Origin of the sequence: Saccharothrix luteola (assembly GCF_020859565.1) — a bacterium.
In the GTDB taxonomy this organism is placed as follows: domain Bacteria; phylum Actinomycetota; class Actinomycetes; order Mycobacteriales; family Pseudonocardiaceae; genus Actinosynnema; species Actinosynnema luteola.
This window is the reverse complement of the sequence record NZ_JAJHUO010000012.1, coordinates 49154-67232: the sequence shown is the minus strand read 5'-3', so window position 1 is coordinate 67232 and position 18079 is coordinate 49154. Positions and strand designations below refer to the sequence as shown.

The 18079-nt window shown below is 73.7% G+C and carries 14 protein-coding genes and 2 tRNA genes; 5 read left to right on the top strand and 11 right to left on the bottom strand.

Going from position 1 to position 18079, the window contains the following annotated elements; translation table 11 throughout:
• Positions 1 to 7 precede the first annotated feature (7 nt).
• The 3 genes from LNK82_RS18120 to LNK82_RS18110 are packed head-to-tail and all read left to right on the top strand — an operon-like array spanning position 8 to position 5044.
• Positions 8 to 1687 carry an RNA ligase family protein gene (locus LNK82_RS18120; RefSeq protein ID WP_230568176.1) on the top strand — a complete coding sequence of 560 codons (1680 nt, stop codon included), beginning with the start codon at positions 8 to 10 and terminating at the stop codon, positions 1685 to 1687.
• Positions 1687 to 4422 carry an RNA repair domain-containing protein gene (locus tag LNK82_RS18115; RefSeq protein ID WP_230568175.1) on the top strand — a complete coding sequence of 912 codons (2736 nt, stop codon included), beginning with the start codon at positions 1687 to 1689 and terminating at the stop codon, positions 4420 to 4422. The genes LNK82_RS18120 and LNK82_RS18115 overlap by 1 nt, the downstream gene beginning before the upstream one ends.
• 34 nt (positions 4423 to 4456) lie before the next feature.
• Positions 4457 to 5044 (top strand): nitroreductase family protein, encoded by a 588-nt coding sequence (locus LNK82_RS18110; RefSeq protein WP_230568174.1) that lies wholly within the window; start codon positions 4457 to 4459, stop codon positions 5042 to 5044.
• A 51-nt stretch (positions 5045 to 5095) separates the two neighbouring features.
• Here LNK82_RS18110 and LNK82_RS18105 read toward each other — a convergent pair whose 3' ends face one another.
• From LNK82_RS18105 to LNK82_RS18080, 6 genes are all read right to left on the bottom strand, one after another.
• Entirely contained in the window at positions 5096 to 5524 is a 429-nt protein-coding gene (locus LNK82_RS18105) for a PPOX class F420-dependent oxidoreductase (RefSeq protein WP_230568173.1), read from the bottom strand.
• Between the two features lie 67 nt (positions 5525 to 5591).
• Positions 5592 to 5664, bottom strand: a tRNA-Leu gene (locus LNK82_RS18100).
• A gap of 4 nt (positions 5665 to 5668) precedes the next feature.
• Positions 5669 to 5742 (bottom strand) — tRNA-Leu (locus LNK82_RS18095).
• A gap of 253 nt (positions 5743 to 5995) precedes the next feature.
• Positions 5996 to 7702 carry an ABC transporter permease subunit gene (locus LNK82_RS18090; RefSeq protein WP_230568172.1) on the bottom strand — a complete coding sequence of 569 codons (1707 nt, stop codon included), beginning with the start codon at positions 7700 to 7702 and terminating at the stop codon, positions 5996 to 5998.
• A complete protein-coding gene (locus LNK82_RS18085) occupies positions 7699 to 9171 on the bottom strand; it encodes an ABC transporter substrate-binding protein (RefSeq protein WP_230568171.1) in 1473 nt (490 codons plus the stop codon). The genes LNK82_RS18090 and LNK82_RS18085 overlap by 4 nt, the downstream gene beginning before the upstream one ends.
• A gap of 125 nt (positions 9172 to 9296) precedes the next feature.
• Positions 9297 to 10730 carry a carboxypeptidase regulatory-like domain-containing protein gene (locus LNK82_RS18080; RefSeq protein WP_230568170.1) on the bottom strand — a complete coding sequence of 478 codons (1434 nt, stop codon included), beginning with the start codon at positions 10728 to 10730 and terminating at the stop codon, positions 9297 to 9299.
• Between the two features lie 81 nt (positions 10731 to 10811).
• Here LNK82_RS18080 and LNK82_RS18075 point away from each other — a divergent pair, with 81 nt between their 5' ends.
• Positions 10812 to 11468 carry a pentapeptide repeat-containing protein gene (locus LNK82_RS18075; protein ID WP_230568169.1) on the top strand — a complete coding sequence of 219 codons (657 nt, stop codon included), beginning with the start codon at positions 10812 to 10814 and terminating at the stop codon, positions 11466 to 11468.
• 2 nt (positions 11469 to 11470) lie between these two features.
• Here LNK82_RS18075 and LNK82_RS18070 read toward each other — a convergent pair whose 3' ends face one another.
• Both LNK82_RS18070 and LNK82_RS18065 read right to left on the bottom strand, forming a co-directional pair.
• On the bottom strand, positions 11471 to 13195 hold the full coding sequence (locus tag LNK82_RS18070; RefSeq protein ID WP_230568168.1) for a sensor histidine kinase: 1725 nt from the start codon (positions 13193 to 13195) through the stop codon (positions 11471 to 11473).
• Entirely contained in the window at positions 13192 to 13857 is a 666-nt protein-coding gene (locus tag LNK82_RS18065; protein WP_230568167.1) for a response regulator, read from the bottom strand. Before LNK82_RS18065 ends, LNK82_RS18070 begins: the two co-directional genes overlap by 4 nt.
• Before the next feature lie 79 nt (positions 13858 to 13936).
• Here LNK82_RS18065 and LNK82_RS18060 point away from each other — a divergent pair, with 79 nt between their 5' ends.
• Positions 13937 to 14737 carry a DUF3152 domain-containing protein gene (locus tag LNK82_RS18060; protein ID WP_230568166.1) on the top strand — a complete coding sequence of 267 codons (801 nt, stop codon included), beginning with the start codon at positions 13937 to 13939 and terminating at the stop codon, positions 14735 to 14737.
• Positions 14738 to 14801: 64 nt separating this feature from the next.
• On the opposite strand, the gene LNK82_RS18055 is transcribed toward LNK82_RS18060, so the two are convergent.
• From LNK82_RS18055 to LNK82_RS18045, 3 genes are all read right to left on the bottom strand, one after another.
• Entirely contained in the window at positions 14802 to 16169 is a 1368-nt protein-coding gene (locus tag LNK82_RS18055; RefSeq protein ID WP_230568165.1) for a serine hydrolase domain-containing protein, read from the bottom strand.
• Positions 16170 to 16266: 97 nt separating this feature from the next.
• On the bottom strand, positions 16267 to 16842 hold the full coding sequence (locus tag LNK82_RS18050; RefSeq protein ID WP_230568164.1) for an LOG family protein: 576 nt from the start codon (positions 16840 to 16842) through the stop codon (positions 16267 to 16269).
• A 461-nt stretch (positions 16843 to 17303) separates the two neighbouring features.
• Positions 17304 to 18023 (bottom strand): SDR family NAD(P)-dependent oxidoreductase, encoded by a 720-nt coding sequence (locus tag LNK82_RS18045; protein ID WP_230568163.1) that lies wholly within the window; start codon positions 18021 to 18023, stop codon positions 17304 to 17306.
• Between the last annotated feature and the right edge of the window lie 56 nt (positions 18024 to 18079).

Genomic DNA, 18079 nt, shown 5'->3' with positions numbered 1-18079 from the left:
AGGGGTCATGCGCACGCCGTACCCGCGCACGCCGCACCTGCCGTGGTCGCCCGGCGCGTCGGCGGACGACGTGCGGGTCGCCGACCTGGACGCGCTGCGGGGCCGTGAGGTGGTGGTCACCGAGAAGCTCGACGGCGAGAACACCACCCTGTACGCGGACGGGGTGCACGCGCGGTCGCTCGACTCGGCGCACCACCCGTCCCGGTCGTGGGTCAAGGGGCTCCAGGGTCGGATCGGGTCGCGGTTGCCCGGAGGGTGGCGGATCTGCGGCGAGAACGTCTACGCACGTCACTCGATCGGGTACGCGGACCTGGAGAGCTGGTTCTACGGGTTCTCCGTGTGGGACGGCGACCGCTGCCTCGACTGGGACCGGACCGCGCGGTTCCTGCGCGACCTCGGCGTGCCCGTGCCGCCGGTGCTGTGGCGCGGGGTGTTCGACGAGCGGGCGTTGCGCCGACTGCGCGTCGACACGGCGCGGCAGGAGGGGTTCGTGGTGCGGACCGTCGAGGGGTTCGGGCGGGCGGAGTTCGGGCGGCGGGTGGCGAAGTGGGTGCGCGCGCACCACGTGCGGACCGACGCGCACTGGATGGCGGCGCCGGTGGTGGCGAACGGGCTCGGGCCCGGCTCCGTGCTGTGGGACGTGCGGTCCGGCGCGCCGTTCGACCTGTCCGCGCTGTTGGAAGCCGTCGGGCTCCAGGGCGTGCTCGAAGGTGGCGGTGTGGGAGTTGACGTGGAGCCGGTGGCGACGGGGTTGAGCGGCGAAGCCCGGTTGGCGGGTGTGCTGGCGGTGGCGGCGCGTCGGCTCCGGCGCGGGCGGGTGATGTCGTTGTTGGCTGGTCCGGTCGGGGTCGGGGTGGCGCGGCGCGTCGGTGATCTCGTCGGGTTGCACCGGCTGCTGCACGAGCCGTTCCCGGACGAGGCGCGGCGGGCCGGGTTGCTGCGCTTCTCGACCGCGGTGGACCTCGACGTGCTGCACGCCGTGTCGGCCGCCGTCGCGCCCGACGCGGACGCGCGCGACCACGTGGCCTGGTCCGCCCTGCACGCGGAGGACGTCGGGTCGTTCGACCGGCTGCGGTCGGGGCTGCGGGAGCGCTTGGGGCCGGCGGCCGACCGGTGCTGGGCCGAGGCGCGGGACGTGGGCATCCGGGCCGGCCGGGTGCCGGGCGTGGAGGAGGCCCTCGCCGTCACGTGGCGGTGGCGTGCCGGCGGGTTCGGGTCGTTGGTGCACCTGGTGGGGTTGTCGGGCAGCGGCAAGTCGACGTTCGCCGACGGGCTGGCGGCCGGCGTCCGGGTGTCGTTGGACGACCTGCGAGAGGAGGAGGCGGGTGATCGGGCCGACCAGCGGGCCAACGCCCGGGTGCTGCGGGCGGGGCTCGACCGGCTCGACGCCGCGCTGCGCGCGCACCGGACCGTGGTGTGGGACGCGACTTCGCTGGTCGAGCCGCAACGGGCGTTGGTGCACGCGGTCGCGCGGCGGCACGATGCGATGGTGACGCACGCGGTGGTGCTGGTCGACGAACGGGAGGTCGCCCGGCGCAACGCGTCGCGGGCGCACCCCGTGCCGGCCGCCGTGCTCGAAGCGCAGGCCCGCCGGTTCAGCCCGCCCTACCCGTGGCAGGCCCACCGCACCTGGTACGTCGGCGCGGGCGGTGGCGTGGACTCCGCGGACGATTCCGGGGGGTCGTGATGCGCACGAGCGAGCAGGTCTACCACCAGGTCCGCTGGGACCCGCGCTTCGACCCGGCGCGGTTCGTGCTCGGCGTGCAGCAGCGCGGGGCGAGGCCCAAGCGGGTCGCGCTGCCCGCGTTCACGCCGGGCGGTGAGGTGCCGTGGCACCGGGTGCTCTTCGTGGAGGCGGACGGCGAGGTGGTGTGGGACCGGGAGACCGGGCTCGACCGGGTCGGCGAGTCGGCGGCGGGCCGGGTGCGCGCGCCGCGCCGCCTGCGCGCGCCGGTCTTCACCGCGAGCACCCCGCACGCCTGGGACCCGCTGCACGGCTGGACGTCGGCCGGTACCCCCGCGGACACCGCGCGAGCGGTCGCGGACGAGCCGGCCGGTGCTCCCCCGGACAGCCTGCGGGTGCTCACCTGGAACGTCTTGTGGGACCGCTACGACAGCGATCGCATCGACACCGCCGGCCGCCGGCCCCTGCTGTTCGGCGAACTGGCGGCGGCCGACGCGGACGTCATCGCGTTGCAGGAGGTCGAGCCCGACCTGCTCGCCGCGCTCATCGCCCAGCCGTGGGTGCGCGCGGGCTACGCGCTCGACGTCGACCCGACCGGACCGGACGTCGACCGCACCGGGCTGGTGGTGCTGAGCCGGCTGCCCGTGCTGGAGGCCGCCCGGTTCCCGCTCGGCGCGCACAAGGCCGTCGCGGCGATCGTGGTGCGGACCGCCGGCGGGCCGCTCGTCGTCGCGGCCACCCACCTGACCAGCGATCACACCGCGAACGGGCCGGCCAAGCGGCGGGCCCAGCTCGGGCGGGTCGCGGAGGCGTTCGCCGGGGTGGAGGGCGATGTGGTGCTGGTCGGCGACTTCAACGACGGTGGCCGGCGGCCGGCCGCCGCGCTCGGGATGCGCGACGCGTGGCTGGAGGCGCGTGACGACGAGCCGCCGACGTTCGACCCGGTGGTGAACCCGCTGGCGGCGGTGTCCTCGCTGTCCGGCCGCCGGTCGCGGCTGGACCGGGTGTTCGTGCGCGGCGGGTTGCGGTGCGCCGGTGCGGAGCTGGTCGGTGATCGGCCCGTCGACGGCCGGTTCGCCTCGGACCACTACGGGGTGCTGGCGCGGTTGGCGGGCGTGGTGCCGTCCGCCGGCGTGCTCGACTCGCCGCCGACGCCGCGGACCGCCGTGGTGTGGCTGCCGGGGCCGTGGGAGGAGGTCGAGCGGGTGCGGCGGGAGCACGACCGCCGGGCCGACCGGTGGCCGCCGCACGTGACGCTGCTGTTCGGGTTCGTGCCGGAAGCGGACTTCGACCGGGCCGTGCCGCTGCTGGCCGAGGCGGTCGCCGGGGTGCCGCCGTTCCCGGTGCTGGTGGACGGCGTGCGGGAGTTCGGGCCGGGCGTGGTGTGGCTCGACCCGGCCGCGGCGGGCGGCACGCCGTGGACGGTGCTGCACGACGCGGTGCGCCGACCGTTCCCCGCTTGCCGGACCAGGGACGACTTCACCCCGCACCTCACCGTCGGCGGATCGCGGCAGGCGGCCGAGGGGGTCGGCGCGCGGTCGGGCCGGGTGGACGAGGTGGTGGTGCTGTCGAGGCGGGGCGACGGACCCATGCTGCCGCGCGCGGCGGTCGCGCTGGGCACCGGCGAGGTGCGGTGGTTCGAGGAGCCGGCCACCGCGCCGGGGCCGTCGCTGGACGCGGTGGCCGACCGCGTCACGCGCGTTCTGTCGGCCGCGCTGGGCAGTCGGACGTTCGACGACGCGCCGAAGCCACCACCGGCCGCCGGCGCCCGGTCGGCAGCACCGGACGTCGTGCACGTCGTCGGCTCGCGGCGGATGGGGTGTGGGTTGCCCGATGCCGATCTCGACCTGGTCGCCGAGGTCGCGGATCCGACCACCGTGGCCGAACGGGTCGCTGCCGCGTTGCCCGGGGTGGCCGTCCGGCCGGTGGTCGGTGCCCGGTCCCCCGGCTTCCGCCTGGTCGTGGATGGGCTCGGGGTGGACCTCGCGGTGGCCGCGGGTGACGGGGTGGCGTTGAGCGCGGTCGGTGACGCGGAGGCGGTGTTGGCGGCGGTCGGTCGGCGGGGCGAGGACTTCGCGCGGCTGGCACGGGCTGTCAAGGTGTGGGCACGGGCGCGCGGCCTCGATTCGGCACCGTTCGGTGGCGTGCCCGGCCTGGGGTGGTCGGTGCTCGCGGCGCGGACCGTGCGCGAGTGGGACGGGCCGGACCTGCTCGCCGGGTTCTTCGCGACCTGGGCGGCGTGGGACTGGCGTGACCCGATCGGTTTGGTGACCTCGTCCGAACCCACCGGCGCGCCGGTGACGATCATGACGCCGACCGCGCCCGTGCGTTCGTGCACCGAGCAGGTCGGCCCGGGGTTCCGGGACCTGCTGACGGCCGAGCTGTACCGGGCGTGGGAGATCGTGGAGGCCGGTGCTCCCGGGCTGTCCGCGCCGCCCGACGCGCACCGCGCGCACGCCGCGTGGGCGCTGGTCACCGTGCCGCACGAGCTGGTCGGCCCGGTGCGCGGCCGGATGCGGGCGCTGCTCACGGCGTTGGAGGTGGCCGGGACGCCGGACGCGCACGCCTGGCCCCGGCCGGTCGAACGGACGCCGGACGCGGTCCGGTACGCGATCGGGTTGGGCCGGCGCCCCGTGTCTCCCGCCGTGCTGGCCGATGTGGTTGCCTCGTGGCGCAGCGGGCTGCGCGGTGTCGAGGTCGTCCGGGTGGGCAACGGCGACGTGCCGACCCTGCGCTGAGCCGGGGTTCGGCCGAGGAGGAGGCGGGGTTCTCGTGGAGTTCCAGGACGTGGTCCGGCGCAGGCGGATGGTGCGGGAGTTCACCGACGAACCGGTGTCGGACGAGAGCGTGCGGCGGATCATGCGCAACGCGCTGCGCGGTCCGTCGGCCGGGTATTCGCAGGGCCAGGCCTTCCTCGTGCTGCGCGGCGAGGAGACGGCGGCGTTCCACGGGTCGGTCCGGCAGCTGTGGACCCGGGACACGGCCAGGACCGCGCCGGTGGTCGTGGTCGCGTTCGCTGTCAAGGACGCCTACCTGGACCGGTACGCCCAGCCGGACAAGGGGTGGACCGACCGGAGCGAGGACCACTGGCCGGTGCCGTTCTGGTACATCGACACCGGGATGGCCGTGCTGCTGATCCTGCAGACCGCGGTCGACGAGGGGCTCGGCGCGGTGTACTTCGGCATCGCCGAGGAGGACTTCGACCGGCTGCGCGCGGAGTTCGGCGTGCCGGCGAGCCACGTGCCGATCGGCGCGATCGCGATCGGGCACCCCGCGGAGCAGGGCATCTCGGAGGGCGCGTCACCGTGGACCCGCCGACGTCAGCCGTTCGAGGAGGCCGTGCGCTTCGGGCGGTGGTAGCCGGCCGCGCTGCCCGTGCGGTCCACGTGAGCCGCACGGGCAGCGCGCCGGTCAGGACTTCGTGCCGTACACCCGGTCGACCGTGATCGTCACGAGCACCCGGCGGTCGGACACCATGGCCGCCCGGTACTCGTCCCAGTCCGGGTGCTCGCCCGCGGCGCGGCGGTAGTAGTCCACCAGCCCTTCGACCTCCGGACCGTGCGGGTCCGTGCTCGGCCCGGAGATCGTGGCCGTGCCCTCGACCGTGGCCCACTTCCAGCCGTCCTGGCTGGTCACCTCCAGCGCGACCCGCGGGTCGCGACGCAGGTTCGCCACCTTGGCGGTCCCCTCCACGGTCGACACCAGGACGACGCCCGCGTCCCGGTCGTAGGAGGGCATGATCGGGGAGAGCTGGGGACGGCCGTCGGCCTTGATCGTCGCGAGCACGCCGATCTTGCTCTGGGCGAGCAGCGCGTGCGGGTCGAATCCTGTCTCGGTCATGCACGCACCAACCTCCGGGCGACCGCCGCGTATTCCACGTTGCGCCGCACGTTCAGGTGAACATCGGTGCCCCCACCAGGATTCGAACCTGGACTGGTCGCGTTCTGAGCGCGATGCCTCTTCCGTTGGGCTACAGGGGCGTAGTGCGGTTCCGGGGATTCGAACCCCGACTGGACTGGCCCTCAACCAGACGCCTCTACCACTTGGGCTAGAACCGCGAGCGGATCCGCTCCGCGAAACGACGGAGCCGCCCGGATCGGTCTCCCGATGGGCGGCTCCCGCAGGCCTGACGCGATCACGTCACGGCGGGGAGTCCGCACAGCTCGGCAGGAGCAGGAGCTCGTGCTGCCGCAGGTCCGCCATGACTCCCGCCCTTCCGCTGTCGTGTGCGATCAGCTTGCCCCGACCCACCGGGCAGCGCAACGGGTTTATCGCGGAACGCGCACCGACCGTCCACTGAGGACGCGATAGTCACCGCTTCCGCGGCAAGGTCGAGAGCGAGACCGCCAACGTGGCCAGGAGCAGCAGCATCGCCGCCGGGGCGAGGGCCGCCCACGGCGCGCGCTCCAGGTACGGCAGCGACTCGCCCAGCATCAGACCCCACTCCGGTGTCGGCGGCGGTGCGCCGAGCCCGAGGAAGCCCAACGACGCCAGGGCCAGGGCGATACCGGGCAGGCGCAGCACCGCGTGCCGGGCGACCGGGCCCGCCACCGCGGGCAGGACGTGCCGGGTCAGGATCCAGGACGGTCCCGCGCCCAGTGCCCGCAGCGCGGTGACGTGCGTGGCCGCGCGGTTCTCCCGGACCAGGGCCGCCGCGTGGGCGGCCAGCGGTGGCCACGACACCAGGCCGACCGCGATGGACGCGCCGACCGTGCCGGGACCGGCGGTCGCCGCGACCAGGATGCCCGCGATCACGGGCGGCACGGCGTTGGCGGTCTCGGCCGCGCCCTCGGCCAGGCCGGGCAGGAAGCCGACGACCACCGCCACCGCGAACGAGCACGCGCACACCAGCACCGTGACGCCGAGCGTGGCCGCCGCGCCGTGCCCCACCCTGGCCAGCACGTCACGGCCCAGCGCGTCCGCGCCGAACGGGTGGGCCCACCCCGGCGGCGCGAGCCGGGCCGCCGGGTCCACCCGCAGCGGCTCACCCACCAGTCCCCAGCCGACGACGACCGCCGGCACCACCGCGGCGACCACCACGACCACGCGGTGCAGCCGACCGACCGGGGCCGACACGGGCGGCGGAGCGGACAGCGCCGCGTCGCGCAACGCCTGCCCGAGCATCCGCCGCCGGGCACCGGCCACGAGCGCGCCGCCCACCAGCCCGAGCAGCACGAGCGCGAGCACGGACCCTTGTAGCAGCGGCAAGTCCTGCGCCTCCGCCGCGCCCAGCGCGGTCCGGCCGAGGCCCGGCACGGCGAACACCACCTCCACCGCGACCGCTCCCCCGGTCAACCCCACGGCGACCAGCCCGAACTGCGGCAGCACGGCGGGCAGCGCACGACGTGCCGCGGCCCGCCCGATCACCCCCGGCGAGCACCCCCACGACCGCCACAGCACGACCCAGCGCTCCTCGAACACGGCGGGCAGCGCGTCGTCCACCAGCCGTCCCAGGATGCCGCCCGCCGGGAGGCCCAACGCCAACGCGGGCAGCACCAGGTGGTGCGGCCCCTGCCAGCCGTAGGGCGGGAACCAGCCGAACCACACCGACAGCACCACCAGCAGCACCGTGGCCACCAGGAACTCCGGCAACGCGGCGAGCACCGCGGCCGAAGCCCCGGTACGCGCACGTGCCGTCCCCCGGGCGCCGCGCACGATCGTCGACGCCGACAGCGCGCCGGCCAGCACCAGCGCCACGACCAGCGCCGCGCCCATCAGCACCAGCGAGACGCCCAGCGCCGACAGCACGGAGGGCAGCACCTCGCCGCCACCGACCCACGACCGGCCGAGGTCGCCGCGCAGCGCGCCGCCGAGCCAGTCGCCGAACAACGCCACCGGTCCGGCGTCCAGGCCCAGCTCGCGGCGCACCGCGTCCAGCGCCTCCGCCGTCGGCTCCTGCTCGGCGGAACGGGCGCGCAGCACCGACAGCGCCGGGTCGCGCCCGGACAGCCACGGCAGCAGCCCGATCACCGCGACGACCGCGGCGAGCCCGCCGACGCGGGAGACCAGCGCGGTCACCGCAGCCGGGTCGCCGAGGTGATCAGCGTCCGCTCGCGCGGGTCCTTGGCCGAGTCGACCACCGACGTCGCGTCGCCCTGGATCACCCGCTCGTGCAGCATCGGGATCGCCGCGTCGGTCCGCAGCACCGCCGCCTCGGCCGCCAGGATCGCGGCCCGCCGCTGGTCGCCCGCCTCGGTGGCGGCGGCGGCCCGCACCGCCGCGTCCACGTCGGCGTCGCACAACTGGGCGATGTTGAACGAGCCCGCGCAGGTGAAGTCCGACTGCACGTACGCGACGGGGTCGCCCGAGTCCAGCACGGTCGCCCGGGACAGGATGAACGCGTCGAACTTCCCGGCCAGGGCGTCCTCCTCGATGTGCGCGTACTCGCGCACGACCTGCGTCACGGTGAACCCGGCGTCCTGCAACTGCTGTTGCAGCACGGACGCGACCTCGGGCAGCTCGGCCCGGTCGGAGAAGGTGGCCAGGGTGATCGCGACGCCCTTCGGGTCAGCGGCCTTCGTGCGCTCGGCGAGGGGGACGCGTCCGGCGGCGGCCCACGGCAGCGCGGGTCCCAGCAGCCCTTCGGCGACGTCGGCCCGGCTCTCGTAGACGCCCCGGACGATCTCGGCCGCGTCGATCGCCTCCCGTGCGGCGGCGCGCAGGCCCTTGTCCTGGAACGGCCCCGTCTTCGTGTTCAGGTACAGGGTGTTGGTGCGCGGCATCGGCACCTCGGTGATCGTCGCCTGGTCGAGCAACGCCGCCTGCGAGACCGGCACGGCCTCGGCGATGTGCGCCTCACCGCTGCGGATCGCGGCGGCGCGGGCGGTGCCGTCGGGGACGAACGACACGTCGATGCCCTCGGCGGCGGCCTTCGGGCCCCAGTAGCCGTCGTAGCGGTCGAGCGTGGCGGTCGTCGTGCCGTTCACCGCGACCAGCCGGAACGGTCCGGTGCCCGTGCCGACCGGGTCGACCTTGCCGTCCGCGCGGTAGGCGCTCTCCGCCAGGATCGCCAACTGAGGTGACGAGAGCCGTTGGGGCACCAGGGGATCGGGCGTGCCGGTCGTGACGGTGACGGTGTCCCCCGCCGGCTCGGCGGTCAGCTCGACGCCGTCGAGGATGCGTGGCTTGGGCGAGGCCTCGGTGGCGCGGGTCAGCGTGTTGGCGACGGCCGCGGCGGTCAACGCGGTGCCGTCGTGGAAGGTCACGCCGGAGCGGACGGTGAACTCCCACGCCTGCTCGGAGACCCGCCGCCACCCGGTGGCCAGGCCGGGCCGCGCGTTGCCGTCCGCGTCGAGGGTGACCAGGGTTTCCGCGGTGGACCAGCGCGAGAGCTTGAACGCGTCGTCGCTGAACGGGGTCAGCCCCGAACGCGGCGGTTGCAGCATGGCGAGCTTGATCCGCCCGCCGGTCGGTTCCGCGCCGGGGGCGAAGCAGCCGGTCAGCAGCAGGGCACACGCCACGAGGGCGGTGGAGGAGCGGTGGCGCACGGGTCGTCCCAGCGTTCGGTGACAGAGCGCCGTGAACCTAACAAGATGATTATCGTTCCCAATAGAGGATGTGGGCACCGCCACGTGAGGCGGGCGTCGCGGGCCCGCCTCACGTTGTCACGTGGTCAGGCGCGGCTCCTCCGGGCGCGCGTGACCAGGCCGAGGCCGGCGAGGAGCGTCAGCAGGCCGCCCAGCGCGAGCCAGGCGACGTCCGCCCCCGTCGCCGCGAGCGTCGGCTGTCGACCCGGCCCGGCGCCCGGCGGTGCGGGCTCGGACGGGTCGCCGGTCGGTGGCGCGGGATCGGGGTCGGGCTGGTCCGGTCCCGTGGTGACGTAGACGAAGCCGACGTCCTGGTACGGACCGACCCGGACGTGGAAGTCCTGGAACTGCCGGTTGCCGAGGGCCGCGTACGGTCCGACGACGCCGAAGTCGTGCACGCCCGCCGGCACGTCGCGGAACTCGAAGCGGCCCAGGGCATCGGTGATCGCGCGGGCGATCACCGCACCGGTGACCTGGTCCTTCAAGTACACCTTCACGTTCGGCAACGGCGGGCCGGGCCGGGGGCTGAGCGTCGGCGGGCGGCTGGAGAACCCCACTTGGCCGACTACCAGGTCCGCCCTGCCGCCGGGCACCCTCGCGATCGCGCGGGCGAAGACGTACCCGTTGGAGTGCGGTGGGGAGCCGAAGGTGCAGCCGACCACCAGCGCGCCCCTGGCCACGGCCTCGGCGTTGATCGTGACCGGCGCGCTGGTGGTCCAGGTGGAGTTCGCGGGCACGGTGACGCCGGCTCCCACCAGGTCCTCGAAGACGGGCGTCCCGCCGGGCGAATCGCACGCCGCCGTGATCCCCGGGAGCGGGGCGGATCCGCTGTTGGTCAGGACCAGAGTCATGCGGGCGGTGTCACCGAGCCGGTAGCTCGGCCGGTCGAAGTTCGCGGCGGCGGTGAGCACCCGGTCCACCAGGTGCGCGCCGCGGATCACCACGTCCGGATCGTCCACACCGTCCACCTGGACCGGTGGGGCCTGGAACGACCAGTCGAAGGTGTGCACCGTCGTCCGGTACTCGCCGTGCGGCAGGTCGTGGAACGTGAAGCGGCCGGTGGAGTCGGTCACCGCGGAGTACGAGGCGTGGGGCACGCCCCCGGTCGCGCTGAGCTGCACGTCGACCAGGGCCTCGCCCGGGTCCATCGCCACGTTGCCGTTCCGGTCGCCGTAGACGACTCCCGTGTAGTGGCCGCGCTGGACCATGATCGGGACGGTGGACGTGGTGGTGTTGTCGGTGGCCGGTTCGGTCGTGACAGGTTCGGTCGGGTCGGTGGTGGTCGGCTCGGTGGTGGTCGGCTCGGTGGTGGCCGGCTCGGTGGTGGCCGGCTCGGTGGCGGCCGGGTCGGTGGCGGCCGGGTCGGTGGCGGCTGGGTCGGTGGCGGCTGGGTCGGTGGCGGCTGGGTCGGTGGCGGTCGGGTCGGTGGCGGGGCCGGCGAACGCGGGGCCGGTCGAGGCCCCGGCGCACACGACGGCCGCCAGCAGCAGCGCGCCCGTGGATCTTCGTAATCGAGACATCGGTTGCTTCCCTCCTGCACATCCCCCCTTCACCTATCGCCGGAGCACGGCGTTATTCGACAGCCGACTACCATCCCCCGCATGCCGGAACCCCGCACGCTCGCGGACCTGCCGTTCGCCGCCTACCTGGAAGACCACGACGGCGGGCGGCTGGAGTCGGGTGGCGACTACAACGTCGTCCACATCGCCGACCAGGAGTTCGACGAACTCGCCGCCGGCAACGCGCGGTTCAGCGAGTCGGCGCTGTCCGCGGTCCGGTTCACCGAGGGAACACTGCGGCGGTCGCGGTTCAACGACGTGTGGCTGCACGGCGTGCAGGTGATCGGCACCGACCTGGCCGAAAGCGGGTGGCTCGACGCGGAAGTCGTGAACAGCGCGTTCGCCGGGGTGGCGATGTTCGAGGCCGGGCTGAGCCGCGCCACGTTCTTCGGCTGCAAGCTCGTCTCGGTCAACCTGCGCGGCGCCAAGCTGCGCGATGTCGCGTTCGTCAACTGCGTGCTGCGCGACGTGGACTTCACCGAGGCCGAGCTGACCGACGTCACGTTCCCCGGCTCGACGCTCGAAGACCTCCGGTTCGAGGGCGTGGCGCTGAAGAAGGTCGACCTGCGCGACGCCGCCGAGTTGGGCATCCGCAACGGTTTCGCCTCGTTGCGCGGCGCGATGATCACCTCCACCCAGGCGATCGACCTGGCGCCCGCGTTCGCCCAGACGCTCGGCATCACCATCAAGGACAGCTGACCTCAGGGCACGGGCAGGGTGATCCGGAACGTCGCGCCCGAGCCGGGTTCGGCGGCGGCCGTCACCGCGCCGCCGTGCGCCTCGACCAGGTGCCGGGTGATGGCCAGGCCGAGGCCGCTGCCGCCGGTGCTGCGGCTGCGCGACTTGTCGGCCCGCCAGAACCGCTCGAACACGTGCGGCAGGTCGTCCGGCGCGATGCCGACGCCGGTGTCGGCCACCTCGATCACGACGCCGCGGTCGAGCCGGCCCGTGACCGACACCGCGCCGCCGGCCGGTGTGTAGCGGATCGCGTTGGTGACCAGGTTCTCCACCGCCTGCCGCAGCCGCACCGGGTCGGCGACCAGGAACAGCTCCCCCTCGGTCCGCGAGGTGACGGTGACGTCGCCGTTGGCGTGCGCGGCCACCACCTGCTCGATCACGTCGGCCGCGTCGATCGGCTCCGGGTGCAGGCGCAACGTGCCCGCGTCGGCCTGCGCGAGGTCGTGCAGGTCGTCCACGAGCCGTTGCAGCACCAGGGATTCCTCCGCCAGCAACGCCACCAGCCGCTGGTCGGTCGCCGCGACGCCGTCCTGGGCCGCCTCCAGCCACCCGGTGACGTTGCTCAACGGCGTCCGCAGCTCGTGCGCGACGTCGCCGACCATCGCCTGGCGCTGCCGCTCGGTGTCGGCGAGCTTGGCCGACATGGCGTTGAACGACCTGGCCAGCTCGCCGATCTCGCCCTTGGCCGCGCTCACCCGCACCTCCCGGTCGCCCGCGCCCATCCGCTGGGTCGCGGCGGTGAGCGCGCGGATCGGTCGGACCAGGTGGTTGGCCGTCAGCCAGGACGCGAGCCCTGCGAGGGCCAGGATGCCGAGCGCCGTCCACGCGATGCGCGTGACGCCCGCCGTGGACAGGTCGACGGTCTCCGGTCGGGCGCCCGTCGGCTCGGTCAGGAACAGCAGGGCGGCGGGCGCGACGTACGGCGCGAGCTGGTGCCGCCGGGCGGAGGCCAGGCACGCCGCGTCCCCGGGCCTGCTCTCCGGGGTCGGGCGCGACCAGTCGGCGCCGTCCCGCGACAGCCACGGCGTCAAGGCCGCTTTCAGAGCCGCTGCTCCGGGACAGCCCTTGACCAGCTCGTACAGTTCGGCGCCCGCCTTCTGCTCCGTCTCCGTGGCCGCGTACAGCGCGTCCTCCACCGGGCACTCGTCGTACCTGGCGGGCGGCAGGGTGCGCTGCCCGCGCAGCACCGGGCGCCCGCTCGGCTGCACCACCACCGTCCGACCGTCGCACGCGGCGACGGCCTCGGCCCGTTCGCCCAGGTCCGCCCGCTCCTGCGGGGTGAGCTTGAACGGGCCGACCGCGCGCGGGTCGATCTCGTCCACACCGCCGGGCTTGAGCACCGGGTTCACGTTCAGCGGGTCCACGACCACGGTCGGGTTCACCGGCAGCTGCGGCGAGCCCGCGTCACCGGAGTCCGCGATCGGCGTGCGGTCCCACGTGGTCAAGGCTATCCGCCGACCGGTCTCGCGCGCGATCGTGTCCACTGTGGACTGGACGTCGGCCCAGGACGGGTGGTCGGCCGCGTACCCGAGCAGCCGGTCGTAGATCGACGCGTCGGTGGCCAGCGCCTCGCCCTGCTCCTGGCGGATGCTGCCGGTGGTGGCCTGGGTGGCGAGCCAGGCGGTGACCGCGATGGACGAGCCGGCGATCACCAGGGACACCGCGAAGATGCGGAAGAGCAGGCTCATACCAGCTTGTAGCCGATCCCGTAGACGGTCAGGAGCCGACGCGGCCGGCGCGGGTCGTGCTCGATCTTGCGGCGCAGCTTGACCACGTGCACGTCCACGGTCCGCTCGGTGGTGAAGCCGTCCTGGAGCAACTGGCCGCGGGTGAACACCCGGTGCGGCTGGGCGGCCAGCGTCGACAGCAACCGGAACTCGGTCGGGGTCAGCACCACCGGCTCACCGGCCAGCGTCACCTCGTGCCGGATCGGGTCGACCACGATGTCGCCGACCTTGAGCACGGCGGCGTTGGTGACGCGGGCGCGGCCGGCGCGGCGCAGGATCGTGCGGACGCGGGCCACGAGCTGGCGCGGCCGGAACGGCTTGGTCACGTAGTCGTCCGCGCCCAGGTCGAACCCGAGCAGCACGTCGTCCTCCGCCGACCGGGCGGTGAGCAGCACGATCGGCACGTCGGAGTCGGCGCGCAGCACGCGCACCACGTCCAGCCCGTCCACCGCCGGCATCATCACGTCGAGCACCAGCAGGTCCGGGTCGCGGCGGCGCGCCTCGTCGATCGCGGACCGCCCGTCGTGCACGACCACCACCGAGTGCCCGTCGTGCTCCAGGTAGCGGCGGACGAGTTCGGCCTGGTGGGGGTTGTCCTCGGCGACGAGGATGTGGGCGCACACGACCGCAGTATGCCGACCTTCACGGTCATCGAGCAGGACGGCAACAGGTTCTTCACAGTTCGTCCCGATCTTGGGGACCATGAACGTCCGCGTGGTCCTGTTCGCCTGTGGCGTCACCGCCCTGCTGTTGACGTTCGTCCAGTTCGCGGGCGAGCGCACCGCCGCCCAGTCCGCCGTGACGACCACTCACCGGACCACGACCAGCGCCGCGGTCCGGACCACGTCGGTCGCTTCGACTACTACTGCTGTCAGGCGGGTGTACGCGTCCAGCTCGGACCTGCCCGACGGCGGCCCGATCCCGACGGAGGGGCACGGGACGTTCCACGCCGTGCCGGGGTCGTCGCCGGTCGTCGGTGCGGGGGTCGTGCGCACGTACTCGGTGGAGGTCGAGGACGGGGTGGTCTACGACGAGCAGGGGTTCGCCGCGTTCGTGCAGGAGACGCTGTCCGACCCGCGCAGCTGGACCGCGCGCGGTGACGTCGCGTTCCGGCGGGTGACCGGGCCCGCGGCCATCCGGATCCGGTTGACCTCGCAGAACACCGCCCGTGCGGTGTGCGGGTACGAGATCCCGGTCGACGTGTCGTGCCGCAACGGCGGCTTGGTGCACCTCAGCGCGGCGCGGTGGGTGCGCGGGGCGGTCGCGTTCGACGGTGACCTGACCTCCTACCGCCGGTACGTGGTCAACCACGAGGTGGGGCACGCGTTGGGCGAAGGCCACCGGCCGTGCGCGGCGCACGGCGGGGTCGCGCCGGTGATGATGCAGCAGACGTTCAGCACGTCGAACGACGAGGTGGCCGCCATCATCGCGGGTGTGCCGCAGGGCGTGACGATTCCGACGGACGGCAAGGTCTGCCGCCCGAACGGCTGGCCGTTTCCCTGACGGCCGGCCGTTCGGGCGGCCGGCCGTTCGGGCGGCCGGCCGTTCTCCGGGCAGCAGTTCTCCTCTAGAAGCGGGTCGTTCCCGTGCCCTTGGGCGTGGCGCGCAGGCTGAAGTGCAGGTACGGCGAGCCGTCCGGCAGCGTGTAGAACACCACCGGCACCCACGGCTCGTGCTCGTTGCGCCGTGCGGCGAACAGCCCTTCCTCCACCGGCACGAGCACCGCGGTGGTCACCGCGTTGATCGCCGCGAGCTCGCCGATGCTCTCGCCGCGCAGGTGCAGCACACCGTCCTGCTCGGTCACCTCGACGTCGTAGCCCTCGCGCACGTACGAGCCGACGTACCGGGAGACGTCCACCTCGGGCGGTTCGGCGGGCGGCTGGAAGTCCGGCACCGCGACACCGGCCAGCTCGGCCAGCATCTCGGTGAACAGCCGCTGGTAGACCTCGGCGGGCACGCCGCCGTTGGTGAGCAGGGCGATCGCCACGTTCGACTCGGGCACGACCCGCAGGAACGCCTTCTGCCCGACCGTCGCGCCGTCGTGCCCGATCACCGGGCCGCCCGGCCAGTCGTAGACGATCCACCCGAGGCCCCAGCACATGTGGTGCGCCGGGCCCGCGGGCAGCTGCACGAACGGCCGGCGCATCGCGGCCACCTGCTCGGCGGGCAGGACCACCGTGCCGTCCGGGGCCCGGCCGCCGTCCAGGTGCAGCCGGGCGAAGCGGACGACGTCGGCGGCGGTGGCGTTGATCGTCCCGGCCGGGCCGGCGGACCTGGCCAGTCCCCACACGGGTGCGGGCACGGGCTCTTCGCCGGGTTCGCCGAGGTGGCCCAGGGCCGAGCGGAACCGCAGCACGTCCTCGGCCAGGGTCACCGTGCTGTGCGCGCCGATCGGGTCGAGCAGGCGTTCGCGCAGGACGTCGTCCCAGACCTGGCCGGTGAGCACCTCGATGATCCGGCCGAGCACGGTGAACCCGCTGTTGCAGTAGGACATCGTGGCGCCCGGCGGGTGGTTCTGCCCGAGGCCCGCGCACGCCGCGACGTAGGCGGCCACGCAGTCGTCGCCCCGCCCGGTGTCGTGGAAGAAGTCGCCGTCGATGCCGCTGGTGTGCGACAGCAGTTGGCGGGTCGTCACGGTCTTGGTCGCCACGGCGTCGGCCACGGCGAACTCCGGCAGCACGGAGATCACCGGCGCGTCCAGGTCGAGCGCGCCTTCGGCGACCAGCTGCATGATCAAGGTGGCGGTGTAGAGCTTGGTGATCGAGCCGATCTGGAACAGCGAGTCCGTGGTGGCCTCGACGCCGGTGCCGCGGTGCAGCACTCCCGTCGCGCACTCGTGGATCTCGCCGTCGACCAGGACCGCCAGCGAAGCGCCAGGCACCTGGTGCGCCTCGCACAGCTCCGCCAACCGTCGCCCCCAGTGTTTGATGTCCATCGCCCTGCCCCCCGGATGGCGCGAAACTTTGCGAAAACCCTTCGGGTTGAAACTCACACGGTACCGATTTCCCCGTGCCGTGGCAGGGGTTTCGGGGCTATGACAGGGGGTGGTCGTCGGTCCAGGTGTAGTCCGGGGGCCGGTAGTCGCCACACCGGGTGAGGAGCCGGTCGAGATCGTGGTCCACCAGCAGCATGTCCCGGTAGGGCGGCTTGAGGAACCCCTCCTCCACCATGTGGTCGATCATCTTGATCAGGTGCGTGAAGTAGCCGTCGACGTCGAGCAGCGCCACCGGCTTGGTGTGCAGGCCGAGTTGGGCCCACGTCCACACCTCGAACAGCTCTTCCAACGTGCCCGCGCCGCCCGGCAGGGTGAGGAAGGCGTCGGCCAGCTCGGCCATCAACGCCTTGCGCTCGTGCATGGACTCGACGACGTGGAGTTCCGTGAGATTCTCGTGCGCCACTTCCCAGTCGACCAGGCTGCCCGGGATCACCCCGATGACCGACCCGCCCGCCGTCATCGCGCCGTCGGCCAGCGCACCCATCGTCCCGACCCGCCCGCCGCCGTAGACGACTTCGATGCCCCGTTCGGCCAACGTGCGGCCGACTTTCCGAGCCACCTCGACGTGCCTCACCCGTCCGCTGGAGGAACCGCAGAACACGCACACCCGCATGAGCACACGGTAGGTCAGGTGGGGTTGCGGTGGGGTGGTAGCGGGTCCGTTGGGGTGCTGGTGGGTCGGGGTTGCGGATCACTCGACTGGGCGAAGAGTGCAACCTGTGACAACCCAAATCGCATGTCTCACGTTAGCCGGATAAAACGGCCGGCCCGGCGGCGACCACGGGTGGGCCGGTGCGGTTCGGTCGGCTCGGCGGGTCGGTCAGGGCAGCGATGGGTCGGTCGGGCAGCGAGGGGTCGGTTGGACTGTCGTGGGGTCGGTTGGAGGTGTGGCGGGGTCGGTGGGCTGCCATGCGGGTGGTTGGGCGGGTGGGACGTCGGGGCGAGATTGTCGGACGGGCGGCGGTGAGCGGGCGGGCGTGCTTGCGGGCTGTCGCGCGGCACAGCTCGGGGTGGGTGTGGAGCGGGTGTGGAGCGGCGCGGGTGTGGAGCGGCGCGGTGGGGGTGGTGTGGTGGTTAGCGGCCGAGGGCGGCGCCGCCGTTGACGCCGATGACCTGACCGGTCAGGTGGCCGGCTTCCGGTGAGGTCAGGAAGGTCACCGTGGCGGCTACGTCGGCCGGTGTGCCGGTGCGGCCGTTGGCTGGATTGCCGACCAGCTTCTTGCGCCGCTCCTCGGACAGTGTGCCGCCGAAGAACTCGGTCTCCTCGGTGACGCCGGGTGCCACGACGTTGACCGTGATCCCCCGCCCGCCCAGCGCGAAGGCCAGGTCGGCGGTCCACGCTTCGATTGCCGCCTTCGCCGCGCCGTAGCTGCCCGAACCCCGCCGGGCGGCGATGGAGCCGATGGTGACCACCCTGGCGTCGTCGGCCAGGCGTGGCTCCAGGGCGGTCGTCACCAGGACGGCGCTCAGCACGTTCGACTCGAAGTTCGCCAACCAGAGCTCGCGCACGTCCGCCAACCCCTCGGGCGCGGGACGGCGGCGGGCCATGTTGCCGCCCGCGTTGTTCACCAGGACGTTCACCTGTTCGGGCAGTTCGGCCAACGCTGCCCGCACCTGCTCGGGGTCGGCGGCGTCGAACACGACGGCCCGTGCGCCGATCTCGGCCGCGGTGGCGGTCAGGACGTCCTCACGCCTCCCGGTGACCACGACGTCCAGGCCCCGCTTGACCAATTCGGCGGCCACTGCCTTGCCGATACCCGTCCCGCCACCGGTCACGACCGCTGTTCTCGTCATGCCTGGTTCCTATCAGCGGGATTCACCGGGGTCGATCCGCTTCTCGGCGCAATGAT

Coding starts and splice junctions, on each gene's coding strand:
- LNK82_RS18120 (WP_230568176.1), top strand. CDS start 8: ATGCGCACGCCGTACCCGCGCACGCCGCACCTGCCGTGGTCGCCCGGC.
- LNK82_RS18115 (WP_230568175.1), top strand. CDS start 1,687: ATGCGCACGAGCGAGCAGGTCTACCACCAGGTCCGCTGGGACCCGCGC.
- LNK82_RS18105 (WP_230568173.1), bottom strand. CDS start 5,524: ATGACCGAGACAGGATTCGACCCGCACGCGCTGCTCGCCCAGAGCAAG.
- LNK82_RS18080 (WP_230568170.1), bottom strand. CDS start 10,730: ATGTCTCGATTACGAAGATCCACGGGCGCGCTGCTGCTGGCGGCCGTC.
- LNK82_RS18075 (WP_230568169.1), top strand. CDS start 10,812: ATGCCGGAACCCCGCACGCTCGCGGACCTGCCGTTCGCCGCCTACCTG.
- LNK82_RS18070 (WP_230568168.1), bottom strand. CDS start 13,195: ATGAGCCTGCTCTTCCGCATCTTCGCGGTGTCCCTGGTGATCGCCGGC.
- LNK82_RS18060 (WP_230568166.1), top strand. CDS start 13,937: ATGAACGTCCGCGTGGTCCTGTTCGCCTGTGGCGTCACCGCCCTGCTG.
- LNK82_RS18055 (WP_230568165.1), bottom strand. CDS start 16,169: ATGGACATCAAACACTGGGGGCGACGGTTGGCGGAGCTGTGCGAGGCG.
- LNK82_RS18050 (WP_230568164.1), bottom strand. CDS start 16,842: ATGCGGGTGTGCGTGTTCTGCGGTTCCTCCAGCGGACGGGTGAGGCAC.
- LNK82_RS18045 (WP_230568163.1), bottom strand. CDS start 18,023: ATGACGAGAACAGCGGTCGTGACCGGTGGCGGGACGGGTATCGGCAAG.